At 70.8% G+C, this 18,230-nt stretch carries 18 protein-coding genes; 5 read left to right on the top strand and 13 right to left on the bottom strand.

All coding sequences use genetic code 11. The features are described from left to right. Nucleotides 1-3: 3 nt before the first annotated feature. Nucleotides 4-753 carry an AfsR/SARP family transcriptional regulator gene (locus HALOF300_RS17405; protein ID WP_156742185.1) on the bottom strand — a complete coding sequence of 250 codons (750 nt, stop codon included), beginning with the start codon at nt 751-753 and terminating at the stop codon, nt 4-6. A gap of 144 nt (nt 754-897) precedes the next feature. Here HALOF300_RS17405 and HALOF300_RS17400 point away from each other — a divergent pair, with 144 nt between their 5' ends. Continuing rightward, nucleotides 898-1,062 (top strand): DUF1059 domain-containing protein, encoded by a 165-nt coding sequence (locus tag HALOF300_RS17400; RefSeq protein WP_156742184.1) that lies wholly within the window; start codon nt 898-900, stop codon nt 1,060-1,062. Here the strand turns inward: HALOF300_RS17400 and HALOF300_RS17395 are convergent, their stop codons facing one another. Together HALOF300_RS17395 and HALOF300_RS17390 are read right to left on the bottom strand one after the other, a co-directional pair. Beyond that, nucleotides 1,063-2,400 (bottom strand): DUF6986 family protein, encoded by a 1,338-nt coding sequence (locus HALOF300_RS17395; protein WP_231955548.1) that lies wholly within the window; start codon nt 2,398-2,400, stop codon nt 1,063-1,065. Between the two features lie 3 nt (nt 2,401-2,403). Then, entirely contained in the window at nt 2,404-3,864 is a 1,461-nt protein-coding gene (locus tag HALOF300_RS17390; RefSeq protein WP_156742196.1) for an NAD(P)-dependent malic enzyme, read from the bottom strand. Nucleotides 3,865-4,071: 207 nt separating this feature from the next. Between HALOF300_RS17390 and HALOF300_RS17385 the strand changes: the two genes are divergently transcribed. Then, entirely contained in the window at nt 4,072-4,875 is an 804-nt protein-coding gene (locus HALOF300_RS17385) for an IclR family transcriptional regulator (protein WP_156742182.1), read from the top strand. A 12-nt stretch (nt 4,876-4,887) separates the two neighbouring features. Here HALOF300_RS17385 and HALOF300_RS17380 read toward each other — a convergent pair whose 3' ends face one another. Next, on the bottom strand, nt 4,888-6,438 hold the full coding sequence (locus HALOF300_RS17380; RefSeq protein WP_156742181.1) for a nucleobase:cation symporter-2 family protein: 1,551 nt from the start codon (nt 6,436-6,438) through the stop codon (nt 4,888-4,890). A 119-nt stretch (nt 6,439-6,557) separates the two neighbouring features. Between HALOF300_RS17380 and HALOF300_RS17375 the strand changes: the two genes are divergently transcribed. Beyond that, nucleotides 6,558-7,148 carry a nucleotidyltransferase family protein gene (locus HALOF300_RS17375; protein ID WP_231955547.1) on the top strand — a complete coding sequence of 197 codons (591 nt, stop codon included), beginning with the start codon at nt 6,558-6,560 and terminating at the stop codon, nt 7,146-7,148. A gap of 23 nt (nt 7,149-7,171) precedes the next feature. On the opposite strand, the gene pucL is transcribed toward HALOF300_RS17375, so the two are convergent. The 5 genes from pucL to aceB all read right to left on the bottom strand — a co-directional run bounded on the left by pucL (nt 7,172) and on the right by aceB (nt 11,180). Beyond that, nucleotides 7,172-8,083, bottom strand: a complete 912-nt coding sequence (gene pucL, locus HALOF300_RS17370; protein ID WP_156742180.1) for a factor-independent urate hydroxylase — start codon at nt 8,081-8,083, stop codon at nt 7,172-7,174. 1 nt (nt 8,084) lies between these two features. Continuing rightward, complete coding sequence (gene uraH, locus HALOF300_RS17365) at nt 8,085-8,435, bottom strand: hydroxyisourate hydrolase (RefSeq protein ID WP_156742179.1); 351 nt, start codon at nt 8,433-8,435, stop codon at nt 8,085-8,087. Next, a complete protein-coding gene (uraD, locus tag HALOF300_RS17360) occupies nt 8,435-8,935 on the bottom strand; it encodes a 2-oxo-4-hydroxy-4-carboxy-5-ureidoimidazoline decarboxylase (RefSeq protein WP_156742178.1) in 501 nt (166 codons plus the stop codon). The genes uraH and uraD overlap by 1 nt, the downstream gene beginning before the upstream one ends. A gap of 163 nt (nt 8,936-9,098) precedes the next feature. Next, nucleotides 9,099-9,575 (bottom strand): thioredoxin-dependent thiol peroxidase, encoded by a 477-nt coding sequence (gene bcp, locus HALOF300_RS17355; RefSeq protein WP_156742177.1) that lies wholly within the window; start codon nt 9,573-9,575, stop codon nt 9,099-9,101. 18 nt (nt 9,576-9,593) lie between these two features. After that, nucleotides 9,594-11,180, bottom strand: coding sequence for a malate synthase A (aceB, locus tag HALOF300_RS17350; RefSeq protein WP_156742176.1), 1,587 nt, complete (start codon nt 11,178-11,180; stop codon nt 9,594-9,596). 227 nt (nt 11,181-11,407) lie between these two features. On the opposite strand from aceB, the gene HALOF300_RS17345 reads away from it, so the two are divergent. Both HALOF300_RS17345 and HALOF300_RS17340 read left to right on the top strand, forming a co-directional pair. Further along, a complete protein-coding gene (locus tag HALOF300_RS17345; protein ID WP_156742175.1) occupies nt 11,408-12,367 on the top strand; it encodes an NAD(P)-dependent alcohol dehydrogenase in 960 nt (319 codons plus the stop codon). A gap of 335 nt (nt 12,368-12,702) precedes the next feature. Beyond that, nucleotides 12,703-14,070, top strand: coding sequence for an 8-oxoguanine deaminase (locus tag HALOF300_RS17340; RefSeq protein WP_156742174.1), 1,368 nt, complete (start codon nt 12,703-12,705; stop codon nt 14,068-14,070). Nucleotides 14,071-14,127: 57 nt separating this feature from the next. On the opposite strand, the gene HALOF300_RS17335 is transcribed toward HALOF300_RS17340, so the two are convergent. The 4 genes from HALOF300_RS17335 to gatC form a co-directional block, all read right to left on the bottom strand. Further along, complete coding sequence (locus tag HALOF300_RS17335; RefSeq protein WP_156742173.1) at nt 14,128-14,706, bottom strand: GNAT family N-acetyltransferase; 579 nt, start codon at nt 14,704-14,706, stop codon at nt 14,128-14,130. Between the two features lie 161 nt (nt 14,707-14,867). Continuing rightward, nucleotides 14,868-16,370 (bottom strand): Asp-tRNA(Asn)/Glu-tRNA(Gln) amidotransferase subunit GatB, encoded by a 1,503-nt coding sequence (gene gatB, locus HALOF300_RS17330; RefSeq protein WP_156742172.1) that lies wholly within the window; start codon nt 16,368-16,370, stop codon nt 14,868-14,870. Next, nucleotides 16,367-17,881, bottom strand: coding sequence for an Asp-tRNA(Asn)/Glu-tRNA(Gln) amidotransferase subunit GatA (gatA, locus tag HALOF300_RS17325; protein ID WP_156742171.1), 1,515 nt, complete (start codon nt 17,879-17,881; stop codon nt 16,367-16,369). The genes gatB and gatA overlap by 4 nt, the downstream gene beginning before the upstream one ends. After that, nucleotides 17,878-18,177 (bottom strand): Asp-tRNA(Asn)/Glu-tRNA(Gln) amidotransferase subunit GatC, encoded by a 300-nt coding sequence (gatC, locus tag HALOF300_RS17320; RefSeq protein WP_156742170.1) that lies wholly within the window; start codon nt 18,175-18,177, stop codon nt 17,878-17,880. The genes gatA and gatC overlap by 4 nt, the downstream gene beginning before the upstream one ends. Nucleotides 18,178-18,230: the final 53 nt, after the last annotated feature.

The raw sequence follows: 18,230 nt of genomic DNA, 5'->3' as shown, positions 1-18,230 counted from the left end.
GTCCTAGCGCAACAGCTCGTGGTAGTAGTCCTGGACCGTCGATCCGGGCTCGGTGCCGAGTTCGTCGCTCAGGACCGTCCGGAGCCGCCCGTAGCAGGCCAATGCCTCGGCCTCGTTTCCGCCGGCGGCGAGGGCGCGCATCAGCAGCAGGTGGCCGGTCTCGCGCAGTGGCGCCAGTTCGACGAGCTCACGGGCCGAGCGCTCGGCCGCCGGCAGTTCGGCGTGCTCGAGCGCGAGGCAGGTCGTCGCGTAGCACTCGAGCGCGCGCAGCCGCGCATCGGCGAGCCGCCGCCGCCATCCGTCGAGCCACTCGGCGTCCGCCCCGGGTAGGAGTGTCCGGCGGGCGACGAAGAGGGCGGCGAGGCTCGCGTACCAGGCTCGGTCCCACTGCCGGGACGCGACCGCCGACTCGGCCCTGTGCAGGGCAGCGAGGGCCAGGTCGACGTCGACCTGGGCGGGTTCGGGCAGCACGACGGCGAGCTCCGCGCGTCCGCGGATCAGCTCGGCGCCGAGGGCGGTCCGCAGTTTGGAGATCAGCACGGTCAGGGCGCTGGCCGAGGCCGCCGGAGGTGCGTCGCCCCACAGTGCGTCGATGAGCAGGTCCCGTGCGATCGGCTGCGGCCGGTTCAGGACGAGATAGGCGAACAGCATGCGGACCTGCCTCCCTGGGAGGTCCGCGGCGATGCTGCGGCCGTCCAGCTCGACGGCGAACGTCCCGCACAGCTGCACCCGGACGCCGGCTCGGTCGTGCACGATGTCCCACCTCGACTCTTGCGTGGCTTGCCGTCAACGATTGTCGGCCCGCGGGCGGGTCAGCACAATCGAGGGGGTCCTCCACCTTCGCCGGCGAACTGCACGGGGAGGCGGGCGTGATCACCCGCGGCCAGAATGGTGCTCATGATCCGTCAGGTGCGTTGTGAGTGCGGCTTCACCGCGCGTGGCCCGACCGACGACGCGGTGATCACGCTGATCCTCGCCCATGTCGCCCAGGACCACCCCACCCTTGCCGCCGTCGAGACGGCCGACGATGTGCGTGGCTGGATCGAGCTCGTCCCGGAGTGATCAGGTCCGCGCCGGCCGCGCCAACGACTCCAGTTGCGCGCGTTCGAGGCCGGCGAGATCAGCGGCGGACAGGGCGCCGCAGTCGAGACCGCGGAGCACGAAGCCGGCGAGTGCCTTCGCGGTGGCGGGTTCGTCCAGCACAGCGCCGGCCAGCCGGTCGAGGTAGGCACCGAGCCGGGTGACGGCGTCCGGTGCGGACGCGCGGAAGTAGGCGTAGGTGGCGGCGAACCTGCTCGGCAGCTGCGCCGGGTGCAGGTCCCAGCCCTGGTAGAAGCCGCGGTGCAGCGAGCGGGTGACCAACCGGCCGTGCAGCGCCCAGGCCGCCCGCACGCCGTCGGGCTCGCCGACCGGCAGCACATTCGTGGAACCGTCGGACAGGTGCACGCCCGTGCCCGCCGCGGCGAGCTGCATGACGGCCTTCGCGTGGTCGGCGGCGGGATGCTCCAGGCTCTGGTCCGCGGCGGCGATGCCGAGCGAGGCGGAGTAGTCGTAGGTGCCGTAGTGCAGGCCGCTGACCCGGCCCTGGCCCGCGTGCAGCATCGGTGCGATGAGGGCTGTGCCGTCCGCGCCGAGGATCGCCTGCGGCGTCTCGACCTGGATCTCGAACCTGAGCCCTCCGGTGACCAGACCGAGCCGGGCCTCAAGGTCTGCGCAGGCGAGCACCATCGCCCGCACCTGGGCCACGGTGGTGACCTTCGGCAGGGTGAGCACGAGGCCGTCCGGGAGCTCACCGGAGGCGAGGAGTTCGCCGACGAACAGCGCGAGCGTGCGGAGCCCTCGCGCCCGGGTGCCCGCCTCGAAGCACTTGAACCGGATCCCGACGAACGGCGGGAGCCGACCCGCGGCACCGGCCTCCGCGACGGCGCGGGCAGCGGCACGCACGTCCGCATCCTCGTCGTCGCCGCGGTAGCCGTCCTCGAAGTCGATCCGCAGGTCCTCGATGGGCTCCGCCTCGAGCTTGGCCAGCACGAGGCCGGCGATCAGGGCTCGCTCGCCGGGGTCGCAGACCAGGGCGTGGGCGTCGAGCAGGACGTCGATGCCGCCGACGGCGTCCAGCGCCTCCTGCGCCTGCCTGCCCCAGTGCGTCGGCAGGTCCGGGGTATACCGGTCCCCCGGCACGTAGACCGTGTGCACCGGCTGCCGGGTGCCGCCATCCCCCAGGTAGAGCCGGGCAGCGCTGGCGTCCGGCTCGGCGAGCAGGTCCTCGATCGCGCGCGCCGCCGTCGAGGACAGGCCCACGACCGCCCCGCTGTCGGTGCCGTCCAGGCTGTCGGTGCCGTCCGGGCCGTCCGTGCCCGCTGCGCCGTTCATGCCTTTCATGCCGTTCGTGCCCGCCACGGCTCAACCCCCGACCGTGGCGGAGAACTGGGGCGCGGCAGCGTCGATATCGGGCTCGACCGTATGCCCGGCCCGCTCCCGCTCCACGCGGGCGACATCCTGGACCGCCTTCGCGACCGCCTCGGCCACCGTCGGGTCGAAGACGCTCGGCACGATGTAGTTGGGGTTGCGCTCGGAGTCGGCCACGGTGTCCGCGATCGCGACGGCGGCGGCGCGCAGCGTGGCGTCGCTGATGGCGGTGGCGTGGGCGTCGAGCAGGCCACGGAACAGGCCCGGGAACGCGAGCACGTTGTTGATCTGGTTCGGGTAGTCGCTGCGCCCGGTGGCCACGACAGCGGCGTGCTGGGCGGCTTCGATCGGGTCCACCTCGGGATCGGGGTTCGCGAGTGCGAACACGATCGCACCGTCGTTCATGGCCTCGATGTCCGCGCCGTCGAGGATGCCCGCGGCGGAGACGCCGATGAACACGTCCGCACCGGCCATACCCTCCTTCAGCGATCCGGCGAAGCCCTCGGGGTTCGTGTTCTCAGCGAGCCAACGACGGTGCTCGTCGACGTACTCACGTCCGGCGTGCACGGCACCGGTCCGGTCGAACCCGATGAGGTTCGTGGCCCCTTCGCCCGCGAGCAGGTGGATGATCGCGGAGCCCGCAGCGCCCACGCCGGAGACCACGATGCGCACGTCGGCGATCTCCTTGCCGACCACCCGGAGCGCGTTGATGAGGGCGGCGAGCACCACGATCGCGGTGCCGTGCTGGTCGTCGTGGAAGACCGGGATGTCCAGTTCCTCGCGCAACCGCCGCTCGATCTCGAAGCATCGCGGCGCGGAGATGTCCTCGAGGTTGATGCCGCCGTAGCCGGGCGCAATCGCCTTGACGACCATGATGATCTCCTCGGTGTCCTTGGTGTCGAGGCAGACCGGCCAGGCGTCCACGCCGCCGAACTGCTTGAACAGCGCGGCCTTGCCCTCCATGACGGGCATGGCGGCGGCGGGCCCGATGTCGCCCAGGCCGAGGACGGCCGTGCCGTCGGTGACGACGGCGACCGTGTTCCGTTTGATGGTCAGGCGGCGGGCGTCCTCTGGCTTCTTCGCGATCGCCAGGCAGACCCGGGCAACGCCGGGGGTGTACGCGCGGGACAGGTCGTCGCGGTGGCGCAGATTCACCTTGGGCCGCACCTCGAGCTTGCCGCCGAGGTGCATCAGGAAGGTGGCGTCGCTCACCTGGCGCACGCTGACCCCGTCGATCGCCTCGAGGGTCGCCGAGATCGTCTCGACGTGTGCGCCGTCGACGGCATTGCACGATACGTCGACGACCATGCCGGAGTCGGTGGACTCGACCACGTCGACACCCGTCACCGCGGCACCGGTGGCACCGACCGCGGCCACGATGTCAGTGGTGGTACGCGGGCCGGTCGGGGCCTCCACGCGCAGGGTGATCGAGTAGCTCGGGCTGGGGACGGCCATCATCGGTCCAATCTCTCACGATTCGGATTCACACTTCCACTTAGTGGAAGCATAGGCGATACTGAGATATGAAGGAAGCGGGTTTCAGCCGTGCCCGGCGATAGGAGCCGCCCGGGCATGTCGATAGGAGAGGTCCGGCATGTCGATGGGAGAGGTCCGGCATGTCGATGGGAGAGGTCCGGCATGTCGATACGAGAAGGTAGGGACATGAAGAGCACACCGTCGACGGAGACGACCCAGCCGGAGCCCCGGGAGAAGGTCGCGAGCGGCCAGGTGCAGTCCGTGGACCGCGCGATCGAGTTGCTGGAGCTGATGGCGGACGCCGGCGGAGAGGCGGCGCTGTCCGAGCTCGCGGCGAGCACCGGGCTTCCACTGCCGACGATCCACCGGCTCATGCGCACGCTCCTGTCCCGCGGGTACGTGCGTCAGTTGCCTTCGCGGCGCTACACCCTCGGGCCCCGCCTGATCCGCCTGGGCGAGAGTGCCGGACGCCAGCTCGGTGCCGGCGCCCGCCCCTACCTCACCGCCCTCGCGGCCGAGCTCGGCGAGACCGCGAACCTGGCCATGATCGACCGCGACATGGCGGTGTACGTGGCCCAGGCGGCATCCCGCCACTCGATGCGGATGTTCACCGAGGTGGGCCGCCGGGTGTTCACCCATGCGACCGGCGTGGGCAAGGCCGTGCTGGCCCAGCTGCCCGACGCCACCGTGCTGGAGATCGTGGCCCGGGTGGGCATGCCTGCCGCGACCCCGCAGACGATCACCGACCCGCAGGCGCTCCTGACGGAGCTCGCGAAGATCCGCGAGCGCGGTTACGCCATCGACGACGGCGAGCAGGAGATCGGGGTGCGCTGCTTCGCCGTCGGGGTGCCGGGCGCGCCCACGCCCACGGCGCTGTCCGTCTCCGGGCCGTCCGCACGCGTCGGCTACGACTTCGCCGAGACGGCGGTGCCGGTGCTGCACCGCACCGCCGCCGACCTGGCCAAGGAACTCATCTCCCCCGCAGGCTGACCGACTCACGGCCTACTCCTCGCAGACCGCTCTGACCTCGTCGCGGCTCGTGATCTCGCCGCTGGCGACCTTGCGCCTGACGACCTCGTACCGGTCGTCGGGGACCACCGGAACCTCCTCGCCGTCGGCGTCGACGACCTTGCCGTCCACGACCGAGTCCCCCTCGCGCAGCGACTGCAGGTCCACCTGCTTCAGCAGCCGCACCGAGGTACCGGCCACGAACACCGAGGAGTTGTCGGTGTTGCCGGCGCGGATGTGGTTGAAGACGATGTTCAGCAGGACGGCCATGAGCGCGGCGGAGCTGATCCCGGAGTGGAAGATGATGGTGAACCAGTCCGGGAACGCGTCGTAGAACGTCGGTTGGACCACGGGGATCAGGCCGAACGCCAGCGACACCGCGACGATGATCAAGTTCATGTTGTTCTCGTACTTGACCTTGGCCAGGGTGCGGATGCCCGCGGCGGCCACGGTCCCGAACAGCACCACCCCGGCCCCACCGAGCACCGGCGTGGGGATCGCCGCAACCACGCGACCCACCAGCGGGAACAGGCCGAGCACCACCAGGATCACGCCGCCGGCGCTGACCACGAACCGGCTCTTCACACCGGTGATCGCCACCAGACCCACGTTCTGCGCGAACGCCGTCTGCGGGAAGGAGTTGAACACCGGCGCGACGGCGGAGGAGAGCATGTCCGCTCGCAGGCCGTCGGCGATCCTGCGGGAGTTCACCTTGGTCTTGACGACCTCACCGACGGCGAGGATGTCCGCCGTCGTCTCGGTCATCGTCACGATGATGACGATGAACATCGAGACGATGGCGGCGACGTCGAACGTCGGCCAGCCGAACGCGAACGGCGTCGGGAACGCCACCACGGCACCGTCGCCGACGCCGGAGAAGTCCGCCATGCCGAGCACCGCGGCCACGATGGTGCCGATCACGATCGCGAGCAGGATGGACAGGCGGGACAGCGTCGCGCTGTTGACCTTGGACAGGATCAACACGATGGCCAGGGTCAAGCCGGCCAGGCCGATGTTGGCCATGCTGCCGTAGTCCTCGGCCTCGGCGTTGCCGCCCATCGCCCAGTTCGCCGCCACCGGCATCAGGGTGAGACCGATCGTGGTGATCACCACGCCGGTCACCACCGGTGGGAAGAACCTGATGATCTGCGCGAAGAACGGTGCGATCAGCAGCCCGATCAGCGAGGCCACGAGCACGGCGCCGAACACGTCGCCGAGGCCACCTCCGCCGTCGAGGATCGCCAGCATGGTGGCCACGCCTGCGAACGAGACACCTTGGACCAACGGGAGCTGGGAACCGAAGAACGGCAGCCCGAAGGACTGCAGGATCGTCGCCAGCCCGCCGATGAACAGGCAGGAGGCGATCAGTAGGCCGATCTCGCCCGGCGCGAGCCCGGCGGCACCGCCCATGATCAGCGGCACGGCGATGATGCCGCCGTACATCGTGAGCACGTGCTGGAGACCGTAGGCGAACGAGGCGCCGATCGACAGGCGCTCGTCCTCCGGCCTCGCGGGCTTGGTCCTTGTGTCTGGTGCCTCCGCCATGGCGGTCACTCTCCTTTGAGTCAGGTCGGTCCGGTCAAGGCCTGACGACGGCGGCCCGCGGGTCGCGCGGGTCCGGCGCCGCCGGCGGTTCGTCAGGTCCGGCGGGCTACGCTCGCCGGGTGGACGCGTGTGGTGTGGTGCTGGCTGCCGGGGCCGGGAGCCGGCTCGGCCTGGGCCCGAAGGCCCTGTTGGACTTCCGGGACGCGCCCCTGGTGGAGCACGTGGTCGGGGCCCTTCGCGACGGGGGCTGTGACCGGGTGGTCGTGGTCCTCGGCGCCGAGGCGGCCCGGGTGCGCCTGTGCACCGACCTCGGTGACGCCCGCGTGGTGGTGAACGCCGACTGGGCGAGCGGCCTGGCATCCTCGTTCCGGACCGGGGTGGCGGCCGCTCAGGCGGCCGGCCCGGTCCCGGTCCTGATCGCCCTCGTCGACCAGCCCGGCGTCAGCGGCGAGCTGGTGGCCCACCTGCTGGCCGAGCACCGGGCGGGCACGGTCACCGCGGCCCGGTTCGGGCCGAACGCGCGGCCGGGGCACCCGATGGTCTTCGACGCCGACGTCGCCGCCGAGGCGGCCGCTCGGGCCACCGGCGACGAGGGCGCCCGGCGCTACCTGCGCGCGCACCCCGAGGTGCTGCGCCCGGTGGACTGCACCGGGCTCGGCGCAGCGGAGGACGTCGACGTCGTCGGCGACCTGCACCGACTCCGGTCCTGACCCACGCACCGTCGCCGTCCCGATCAGCAGAAGCCGGTGACGGAGGCCCAGGCGCGCGGCTCCGGCGTGGCGTCCCTGCGGTGCACGGTCGCCTCGATCAGCCCGTACGGGCGGTCCGCCGCGAAGAAGACGACGTTCGGGTTGTCCTGACCGAACGGGCTCAGGTCCACCAGGAAGTGGTGCTTGTTCGGCATCGAGAACTTGATCTCGGCGATCTCCGGGTGCGCCTCGAGCACCGCGATGCCCATCTGGTAGAGGGTCTGCTGCAACGCGTAGGAGTGCTGGGTGGCGAACTGCTCCAGCATGAGCCGGCGAACGTCGTCGAACACCGCGTCGAAATCCAGGTCGGTGCGGGTGTAGCGCCACCGTGCCTTGACGTCGGTGGCCAGGATCCGGTCCGTGGCCTCGGCGAGCGTCGTGTACTTGTCGCGGGTGAAGCCCACGAACTCCGACGCGGTCGACTTCAGCACGGTGAGATCCTGCAGGCCGGCCACGACGAACACGTCGTCGCCGTCGCGCTGGACGACGGCGGTGCGCACCTCGGTGCCGCTCCTGACGAACGAGTGGTCGTGCTCGCCGGTACCGGTGGGGATCCGGACCCAGGAGTACTTCTCGATCTCCCAGCGACCGCCGGAGATCCAGTCGTAGCTGGACGTGAAGTGCTCCCCCAGCCGGAGCGCGAACTCCTCCGGGGTGCCGACGCCGTCCCGGGCCAGGGAGTACACGGTGTTCTTCTGGCTGTCGGTGGCGACGCAGTGCGCGTTGTCACCGTCGGTGTGGATCGCGTCCAGGTCGCCGCGCAGTTGTGATGAGACGTTGAAGTCGGTGATCTCGTGGCGTGGCGTCTCCCGCTCGATGCGGACGAGGCGAACCTCGGCCTTGCCGTACTGGTTCTCGCCCAGGACGGCGATGTCGCTGGTGGTGTTGTCGGGCATGTCAGCTCCCTCGGTAGGTGGAGTAGGCGAACGGACTGAGCAGCACCGGTACGTGGTAGTGCTGGTTCGGCTGGTCTGCCACTGCCACCCGGAAGGCCACGGTGACCTCCGGGTAGAACGTGTCGACACCCCTGGCGTCGAAGTAGGCACCGGTGGCGAAGGTGAGCCGGTAGGTGCCCCCGGGCAGCGCTTCGGGCCCGAGGTCGGCGATGCGCCCGTCGTCGTCGGTGGTCCCGGTGGCCACCTCGGCCCAGCCGGATCCTCCGGCGACGGCGCCCTCGAGTACGACGGCGATCCCGGCCGCGGGGCGACCGGCGGATGCGTCCAGGACGTGGGTGGTGACGTTGGACATCAGTTCGTTCCTTCCAGGATGGACTCGAGGCGGAGCACGGCGATCTCGCGCAGCTGCGCCGCGGCGATCCGGCGCTCCTGATCGGGCGTATGGGTGAGCCGCTCGTCGAGGGCGGCGAGGATCTGCACGGCGCTGCGGCCGGCCGCCCGGATCAGGAACACGTGCCCGAACCGCTCCTCGTAGGCGGCGTTGCCTGCCCGCAGCCGCTCCTGCACCTCGGCATCGGTGTCGATGCCGGACTGCTCACGACGCGACATCGCTGCGTCGGCGGCGCCACCGTCGGCACGCTCACCGATCCGCGGGTGGCGGGCCAGGGCGGCGTCGATCTCGGCATCGGTCCAGGGCTCGGCCGCGGTGCGGGCAGCGGCCAGGGCCTCGGCCACCGTGGCGAACGGCAGTGCGTCGGCGACAGCGCGGGCCCACCGGTCCACGTTCGCGCAGCTGCGCAGCACCGCAAGGACGTCCTCCCTCGGTGCGGTGTTGAACTCGGCCAGCCTCATCGCTCGGTGCCTTCGCCTTCCGTATGACTTCCGCATGTCGGAATCTAACTTCTGCTAATCGCAAGTTACTCGGATGGGCCGATGGGTGTCAAGGGACGCATCGTGTCGACATGGCGACGGGCAGACACCCCTGAGGTGCCTGCCCGCCATCGTCCCCACCTGCCTAGGCCACACCCAGCTCCTCGCGCAGGGCGCGCACGTGCCCCTGGGCGGCCACGTCGTAGGCGACCGAGGTCAGGGTGCCGTCGGGCGCCACCACGAACGTGGACCTGTGCACCGAGTCGAACGTCCGGTCGCCGAAGGTGACCGGACCCCACGTGCCGTAGGCCTCGGCGACCGAGTGATCGAGGTCCGAGGCGAGCGGGAAGGTCAGGTGCTGCTCGGTTGCGAACTTCTGCAGGTCGGCGACCGGATCGGCCGAGAGGCCCACGACGGCGTAGCCGGCGCCCTGCAGCGAGGCCAGGGCATCGCGGAAGTCGCAGGCCTCGGTGGTGCACCCGGGGGTGCTTGCCTTCGGGTAGAAGTACACGATCACACCGTTGCTGGCACCGGCCCTGAGGTCGGCAAGGGTGGCCTTCTCCCCGTTGGCGGTCGGCAGGCTGAAGTCGGGGGCGGTGTCCCCCACGGCAAGTCGGCTCATCGGATCGGCTCAGTCCTCTCAGGGCATGCGTTCGTAGGCGGGCAGGGTGAGGAAGTCGGCGTAGTCGTCCGCGACGGCGACGTCGAGGAAGGTCTGGCGAGCCTCGGCGTAGTCGGCTGCATCGCCGTCGAGCTTGTCGACCTCCTCGGTCACGAGCCGGTCGATCAGCTCCCGCGTGACCTGCTCGCCGGAGTCGGCGAGGACGATGTCGTTGTGCAGCCACTGCCACACCTGCGAGCGCGAGATCTCGGCCGTCGCCGCGTCCTCCATCAGGTTGTTGATGGCCACCGCACCGAGCCCGCCCAGCCAGGCGTGCAGGTACTGGATGCCGACCGAGATGTTCGAGCGCAGACCCACCTCGGTGACGTCGCCCGGTGTGGCGGCCACGTTCAGCAGGTCCGCGGCGGTGACGGACACGTCGTCGCGAGTGACCTCGATCTGGTTCGGCCGGTCCCCGAGGACGTCGGTGAAGACCTCCTTGCAGAGTTCGACCATGCCCGGGTGCGCCACCCAGGATCCGTCGAAGCCGAGGGTCGCCTCGCGGGTCTTGTCCGCGCGGACCTTCTCGAAGGCGGCCTCGTTGACCTCGGGATCCCGCGAGGGGATGAACGCGGCCATCCCCCCGATCGCGTGTGCGCCGCGTTTGTGGCAGGTCTGCACGAGCAGGTCGCAGTAGGCCCTCATGAACGGGACGGTCATGGTGACGGAGTTGCGGTCCGGGAGCAGGAACTCGGTGCCGCGGGTCCGGAAAGACTTGATCACCGAGAACATGTAGTCCCACCGGCCGGCGTTCAGCCCCGCGGAGTGCTCGCGCAGTTCATAGAGGATCTCGTCCATCTCGAACGCCGCCGGGTAGGTCTCGATCAGCACGGTCGCGCGGATCGTCCCGCGGCCGATGCCGAGGGCGTCCTGCCCGATGAGGAACGCGTCGTTCCATAGTCGCGCCTCGAGGTGGGACTCCATCTTCGGAAGGTAGAAGTACGGGCCGAGGCCCTTCTCGATCTGTCGCAGCCCCGCCGTCGCCAGGTACAGCGCGAAGTCCACGAGGCTGCCGGAGACAGCCTCGCCGTCGACAGTGATGTGCTTCTCCGGGAGGTGCCAGCCGCGCGGGCGCACCACGATGGTGGCGAGCTGGTCGTCGGGCTTGAGCGCGTAGGACTTGCCGGTCTCGGCCGTGAAGTCGATGGTCCGGTTGATCGCGTCGAGCAGGTTGACCTGACCGCCGATCACCGAGGACCAGTGCGGGGTGTTCGCGTCCTCCTGGTCCGCGAGCCACACCTTCGCCCCGGAGTTGAGGGCATTGATGGTCATCTTGCGGTCGGTGGGACCGGTGATCTCGACCCGGCGGTCGGCCAGGCCGGGTGCGGCCGGCGCAACCCGCCAGGAGTCGTCGGCGCGGATGTTCGCGGTCTCGGGCAGGAAGTCGAGACTGCCGCCCTCGGCGAGGGCGGCCACGCGCCGGCTGCGCGCCTCGAGGAGTTCGAGGCGGCGGGCGCCGAGCTGGCGATGCAGGCTCGCGATCAGTTCGAGGGCCGCGGTGGTGAGGACCTCCTCGGCCCGCTCGGGGAGATCGCCGACGATCTCGAGGCCGGACACATCACTCATGGGAGGACTCCTTCTTCGGGCGTGGCCTAGCAGCCGGTTCGAGCATGCCAAGGCCGGAAAGGTGTGGCAATCGGTCACGACACTTCCGCTGTGCGGAATTGCGATTCCTTTGGATGATAGCAGCGGGTTCCTGGTGCGTGACGGCGCGTCCCACGCGCATTCGCTTGCCCTTCCCGGCCTCGGACGCGGAGGATGGCCGGATGACTGACGGCGGCGCAGGAGGGTCGATGAGGGCAGTCCGCTACGACCGGTATGGGCCACCGGAGGTACTCCGCGTCGAGCAGACGCCACAGCCCACTCCGCGGGCGGGACAGGTGCTTGTGCGCGTGGCCGCGACGTCGATCAATCTCTCCGACTGGGAGTGTCTGCGCGGCCGGCCCGCCTACGCCCGGCTCGGTGGTCTGCGCCGGCCGGTGCGAACCCCGGTGCTCGGCTCGGACATCGCCGGGTGGGTCGAGGCGGTCGGGCCGGGCGTCACCGGGTTCCGCGCCGGCGACGAGGTGTACGGGGACAACCTCGTCATCAAGGGTGGATTCGCCGAGTACGCCGTTGCGCCCGAACGGGTCCTGAGCCCCAAACCCGCCGAGCTGACCTTCGCCGAGGCCTCCACCTTGCCTCAGGCGGGTGCGATCGCCCTCCACACGACGTCCGGCATCCATCCCGGGGACCGGGTCCTGATCAACGGCGCCGGCGGTGGCTCGGGAATGTTCGCGATCCCGCTCGCAGTCGCCGCGGGAGCCCACGTGACCGGGGTGGACAACGCCGGCAAGCTCGACTTCATGCGCTCACTCGGGGCGAACGAGGTGATCGACTACCGCAGCCAGGACTTCACCCGAACCGGGCCCTACGACCTCATCGTCGACCTGGTCGCGCACCGGTCGCCGTTCGCGTACCGACGAGCGCTGGCCCGGGGCGGCCGCTACGGGCTGGTCGGCGGCGGGGTGCCGACCATGCTCGGGGTGGCGACGATCGGTGCGCTCGCGGGTCTGATCACCGGTCGGAGGCTCGGGATCATGGCCGTGCAGTCGGGGCCGGAATTCTTCGAGCCACTGGCGCAGCGGTGCGTCGACGGTGGGGTCACGATCAGGATCGACCGCACCTATCCGTTGGCTGACGTCGCCGAGGCGCTGACGTACGTCGGCACCGGGCACGCCCTCGGCAAGGTGGTCGTGGACGTGGCCACCTGACCCGCGCCCCCACGTCGAGAGTGTCATCGTGCGGCCGATCGCGCCGTTGCGCCGCACATCAGCACGCTGGGTCGGGCGGCACTCCGACGAGGGAGTCATCTTGCGGCTCATCGGCCGGTTCTGCCGCAGAACCGCACCCTCGCCGCCGGTCCAGGCCCTTGACCGTGGCCCTGGAGCCGGTGGTAGCGTCCCGGGCACCGGCCTCGACCGACCGTGAGCCCGTTCGGGCTCCGGCCCGGCGCCGGTTCCTGGATCAGCAGACAGGACCTCACTGAGCTGGCGGCATGGTCGCCGCCCGTGACCGCGCCGTTCGTCCGAACCGAAAGGCGATCCCCGTGAGCACCCTCTGGCTGTCACACCCGCAGGCCATCTTCACCGGTACCGGCGCCGACTCCGACGGCTCCGCTGCCGGGGGCGTGGTCGTCGACACCGCTGCCGGCACCATCGTCGAACTCGTCGGCTCCGGCACGAGGCCGACCACACCGCCCGACGAGACCTACGATGCGTCCGCGCATGTGGTCATCCCGGGGCTGATCAACACCCACCACCACTTCTATCAGACGCTCACCCGCGCGTGGGCACCGGTGGTGAACGTGCCGCTGTTCCCGTGGCTGGTGAACCTGTACCCGGTCTGGGCGCGACTCACCCCGCGCGCGCTGGAGCTCGCCACGACCGTGGCGATGGCCGAACTGCTGCGCTCGGGCTGCACCACGGCTGCCGACCACCACTACCTGTTCCCGGACGGCATGGAGGACTCGATCGATATCCAGGTCGCGGCCGCCCGGGCGCTGGGCATGCGGGCCACCCTGACCCGCGGCTCGATGACCCTCGGAACCAAGGACGGCGGGCTGCCGCCGCAGTCCACGGTTCAGGACCCGGACGTGATCCTCGCCGACTCGCAGCGGCTGATCGACACCTACCACGAGCGTGGCGACGGTGCGTTGATCCAGATCGCGCTTGCCCCGTGCTCGCCGTTCTCCGTGACCACGCGGATCATGTCCGACAGTGCCGAGCTGGCCGCCGCCAACGACGTCCGCCTGCACACCCACCTCGCCGAGACGATCGACGAGGAGGACTTCTGCCGGGAGCGGTTCGGGATGCGGACCGTGGAGTACCTGGACTCGGTCGGCTGGCTCACGAGCCGGACCTGGCTCGGGCATGGCATCCACTTCGACGACGACGAGATCGCCCGGCTCGGCGCGGCCGGCACCGCGGTGGCACACTGTCCGACCTCGAACATGCGCCTGGCCTCCGGGATCTGCCGCGCCGTCGAGCTCGAGGACGCCGGCGTCCCCGTCGGTCTCGGCGTGGACGGCTCCGCCTCCAACGACGCGTCCAACATGATCCTTGAGGTGCGCCAGGCGATGTACCTGCAGCGGCTGCGCTACGGCGCGGAGAAGGTCACCACCGAACGGGCCCTCGGCTGGGCCACGAAGGGCTCCGCCCGGGCCCTCGGCCGATCCGACGTGGGCGAGCTCGCGCCGGGCAAGCAGGCCGACCTGGCCATGTTCCGCCTCGACGACCTGCGGTTCTCCGGCAGCCACGACCCGCTTGCCGCACTGCTGTTGTGCGGCGCCGACCGGGCCGACCGGGTCATGATCGGCGGGACCTGGCGGGTCACCGACTCCGAGATCGTCGGGCTCGACGTGCCTGCCCTGATCGCCGAACACAGCGAGCTGGCCCGGGCCCTGGTGGCGGGCTGACCCCACCGGGGAGCGACGGGACGCGCCCTGCCGTTGGTGCCCTCCGCCGTCGGGCAGTCAGCGCCAGCTCGCCCGAGCACCGGTGTACTCGTCCTCGAGCATGCCCATGCGGATCGAGTCGTAGTAGCGCTCCGAATCGAGGTAGGCCTCACGGATGCGGCCCTCCACCACGAAGCCTAGGGACTGGTACAGCGCGGCCGCGCGGGGGTTGAGGCTCAGCACCTCGAGGCCGACCCGGTGCAGGGCGAGCCCGCCCGCTTCCGGGGCCTCGAACGCGAAGCCGAGGACCAGCATGATGGCCTCGCGCCCGTATCCACGGCCCCGGTGGCCGGGGTTCGTGAGCAAACGCAGGTCGGCCCGTCGCGACGTCAGGTCGACCCGCTCCAGGGCGATCTCCCCGACCATGCGGCGACCCTCGGTGCACATCGCCCAGTCGAAGCGGCCATCGAGCTCCGCAGCCGTGGCGGCCCACTCGGCAATCTCCTCGCGGGTGCGCTCGTCGGTCTCGCCGGTCTGGCGTCTGGCCTCCGGGTCGCTGACACCGAGCCACAGGTCGTCGGCGTCCGTGGCCTCGATCGGACGCAACGTGACCATCTCACCCGGAAGGGTCGGAACGGCCCAGTCGACCTCCGGCATGGCACTCCCCCGTCATCGTGATCGGCGAGCCCGATCGGCGCCCCTCTGCGCTGTCCGGCCTCCCGACCGACGCTAGCACTGAGACCCGCGTGCGAGCGCGCACCATCCCGCCCTCACCTTTCGGATTCGAGCAGGATCGCGAGCGCTCGCGCGTCAGGTGTTCAGCCGAGGCGCTCCATGATCAGCTCACGCACGCGGCCGGCGTCGGCCTGGCCGCGGGTGGCCTTCATGACCGCGCCGATCACGGCGCCGATCGGGCCGAGGTTGCCGGACCGGATCTTGTCCGCGATGTCCGGCTGGGCGGCGAGGGTCTCGTCGATGACCGCGAGCAGCGGGCCGTCGTCGGAGACCACCCCGAGGCCACGGGCGGTGACGACGTCCTCCGGGGACCCCTCGCCGGCCAGCACGCCCTCGAGGACCTGCCGGGCGAGCTTGTCGTTGATCCGCCCGGAGTCCACGAGCGCCTGCAGCTGCCCGATCTGCTCCGGGGTGACCGGGAGGTCCTCTAGCGCGACGCCCTGGGTCTTGGCCGTGCGGGCCAGCTCACCCATCCACCACTTGCGTGCGGCGGCCGGGGAGGCGCCGGCGGCGATGGTGGTCTCGATGATGTCCACCGCGCCGGCGTTGACCACGTCGCGCATCTCGGCGTCGGCGTAGCCCCACTCCTGGCGCAAGCGGCGCCGGCGCGCCACCGGGGCCTCGGGCAGGGTCGCCCGGATCTCCTCGATCCACTCCCGCGGCGGCGCGAGCGGCACCAGGTCGGGCTCGGGGAAGTAGCGGTAGTCGTCGGCGTCGGACTTGACCCGACCCGAGGACGTCGAACCGGTGTCCTCGTGGAAGTGACGCGTCTCCTGGAGAACGGAACCTCCGCCGTCGAGCACCGCGGCCTGCCGCGACACCTCGTAGCGGACCGACCGCTCGATCGAGCGGAACGAGTTCACGTTCTTGGTCTCGGTCCGCGTGCCGAGCGGGGCATCGGCGGACTCGCGCAGGGACAGGTTCACGTCCGCGCGCACGTTGCCGCGCTCCATCCGCGCCTCGGAGACCCCTAGGGACCGGAAGATGTCCCGCAGCGTCTGCACGTACACCCGGGCGATCTCCGGCCCGCGGGTGCCGACGCCGGTGATCGGGCGGGTGACGATCTCGACGAGCGGGATGCCGGCCCGGTTGTAGTCCACGAGCGAGTACTCGGCGCCATGGATGCGGCCGGTGGACCCGCCCACGTGCGTGTTCTTGCCGGCGTCCTCCTCCATGTGCGCCCGTTCGATCTCGACGCGGAACACCTCGCCGTCGTCGAGTTCGATGTCGAGGTAGCCGTCGAACGCGATCGGCTCGTCGTACTGGGAGGTCTGGAAGTTCTTCGGCACGTCCGGGTAGAAGTAGTTCTTCCGGGCGAACCGGCAGGTCTCGGCGATCTGGCAGTTCAGCGCCAGGCCGATCTTGATCGCGTACTCCACGGCCCGGCCGTTCACGACCGGCAGCGCGCCGGGCAGGCCGAGCGATACCGGAGTGACCGACGTGTTCGGGATCTCGCCGAACGAGGCGGGCGCGTCGTCGAACATCTTCGTGGCAGTGCCTAGCTCGACGTGCACCTCGATCCCGAGGACGGCGTCGTAGCGGGCGATCGCCTCGTCGTAGTCGACGAGCTCGTCGGTGACACTCATGCGTTGACCTCGAGTTCCGGGGCGCGGGACAGCAGCGGGGCGCCCCACTGGGCGAGCAGCAGGGATTCCAGGGCGGCACCGACGCGGTAGAGCCGCTCGTCGGCTCGAGCCGGGGCGAGGATCTGGAACCCGACCGGCAGGCCGTCGTCGGACAGCCCGCTCGGCAGGGACAGGCCCGGCACACCGGCCAGGTTCGCCGGGATGGTGGCGACGTCGTTGAGGTACATCGCCATCGGGTCGTCGACCTTGTCCCCGAACTTGAACGCCGTGGTCGGCGCCGTCGGTGAGACGAGCACGTCCACCTGGGCGAACGCGGCCGCGAAGTCCCGCTGGATCAGCGTGCGGACCTTCTGGGCGCTGCCGTAGTAGGCGTCGTAGTAGCCCGCGGAGAGGGCATAGGTACCGAGGATGATGCGGCGCTTGACCTCGTCCCCGAAGCCGGCGCCGCGGGTCGCGGCCATCACGCGCTCGGCGGTGATCGGTCCCTCGGTGGGCTCGACCCGCAACCCGAACCGCATGCCGTCGAACTTGGCCAGGTTCGAGGACGCCTCCGACGGCAGGATCAGGTAGTACGCGGCCAGCGCGGCGGTGAAGCTCGGGCAGGAGACCTCGACGATCTCCGCGCCCGCGTTCGTGAGGAGCTCCAGGCTCGCCTCGAAGCTGGCGCGGACCCCGCTCTGGTAGCCCTCGCCGCCGAGCTCGGTGACGACACCGACCTTGAGGCCGGTCAGGTCGCCGGTGGCGCCCGCCTTCGCGGCCTCGGTGTACGACGGCGCCCGCTCGCTCAGCGAGGTCGAGTCACGTGGGTCGTGGCCGCCGATGACGTCGTGCAGGAGCGCCGAGTCGAGCACGGTGCGGGTGCACGGGCCGGCCTGGTCGAGGCTGGAGGCGAGGGCGATCAGCCCGTACCGGGAGACGCTGCCGTAGGTGGGCTTGACGCCAACGGTGCCGGTGACGGCGGCGGGCTGGCGGATCGAGCCGCCGGTGTCGGTGCCGATCGCGAGCGGGGCCTCGAACGAGGCGACCGCGGCAGCGGAGCCGCCGCCCGATCCGCCGGGGATGCGGTCCAGGTCCCACGGGTTGCGGGTGGGCCCGTACGCGGAGTGCTCGGTGGAGGAGCCCATCGCGAACTCGTCCATGTTCGTCTTGCCGAGGATCGGCATCCCGGCGGCGCGCAGCCGCTCGACCAGGGTTGCGTCGTAGGGCGGGACCCAGTGCTCGAGGATCTTCGAGCCGGCCGTGGTGACCTGGCCCTTGGTGACGACGACATCCTTGACGGCGATCGGCACCCCGGCCAGTGCGTGCAGGTCCTCGCCGGCGGCGCGGGCGGTGTCCACCGCTGCCGCGGCGGCGAGCGCCTCGTCGGTGTTCGTGTGCAGGAAGGCGTGCACGGCGCCGTCGACGGCGCCGATCCGGTCCAGGTGCGCCTGGGTGACCTCGACGCTGGAGACCTCGCCGGCGGCGAGCCTGCCTGCGAGCTCGGCCGCGGTGGCGCGGGTGAGGTCGCTCACTGCTCCTCCCCAAGGATCTGCGGCACCAGGAACATGCCGTCCTGCGCGGCCGGTGCCTGGGCGAGCACGTCCGCCACGGGCAGGGTCTGCCCGACGGTGTCCTCGCGCAGCACGTTGGTGAGCGGGATCGGGTGACTGGTGGCTGGGACGTCGTCGCCGGCCACCTCACTCACGGTCTTGACGGCCTGGACGATGACGTCGAGCTCACCGGCGAGGCGGGTGATCTCGTCGGGAGCGAGGTCGATTCGGGCGAGCGCGGCAAGGCGCGCGACCTCATCGGAATTGATGGTGGACATGGCCGCGAGTCTACCCAGCGGCCGGCACCCGCCCGCCCCGTGCCCACCCGGCC

Source organism: Occultella aeris (assembly GCF_902703175.1).
GTDB classification, from domain to species: domain Bacteria; phylum Actinomycetota; class Actinomycetes; order Actinomycetales; family Beutenbergiaceae; genus Occultella; species Occultella aeris.
This window is presented reverse-complemented; position numbering and strand designations above follow the sequence as displayed.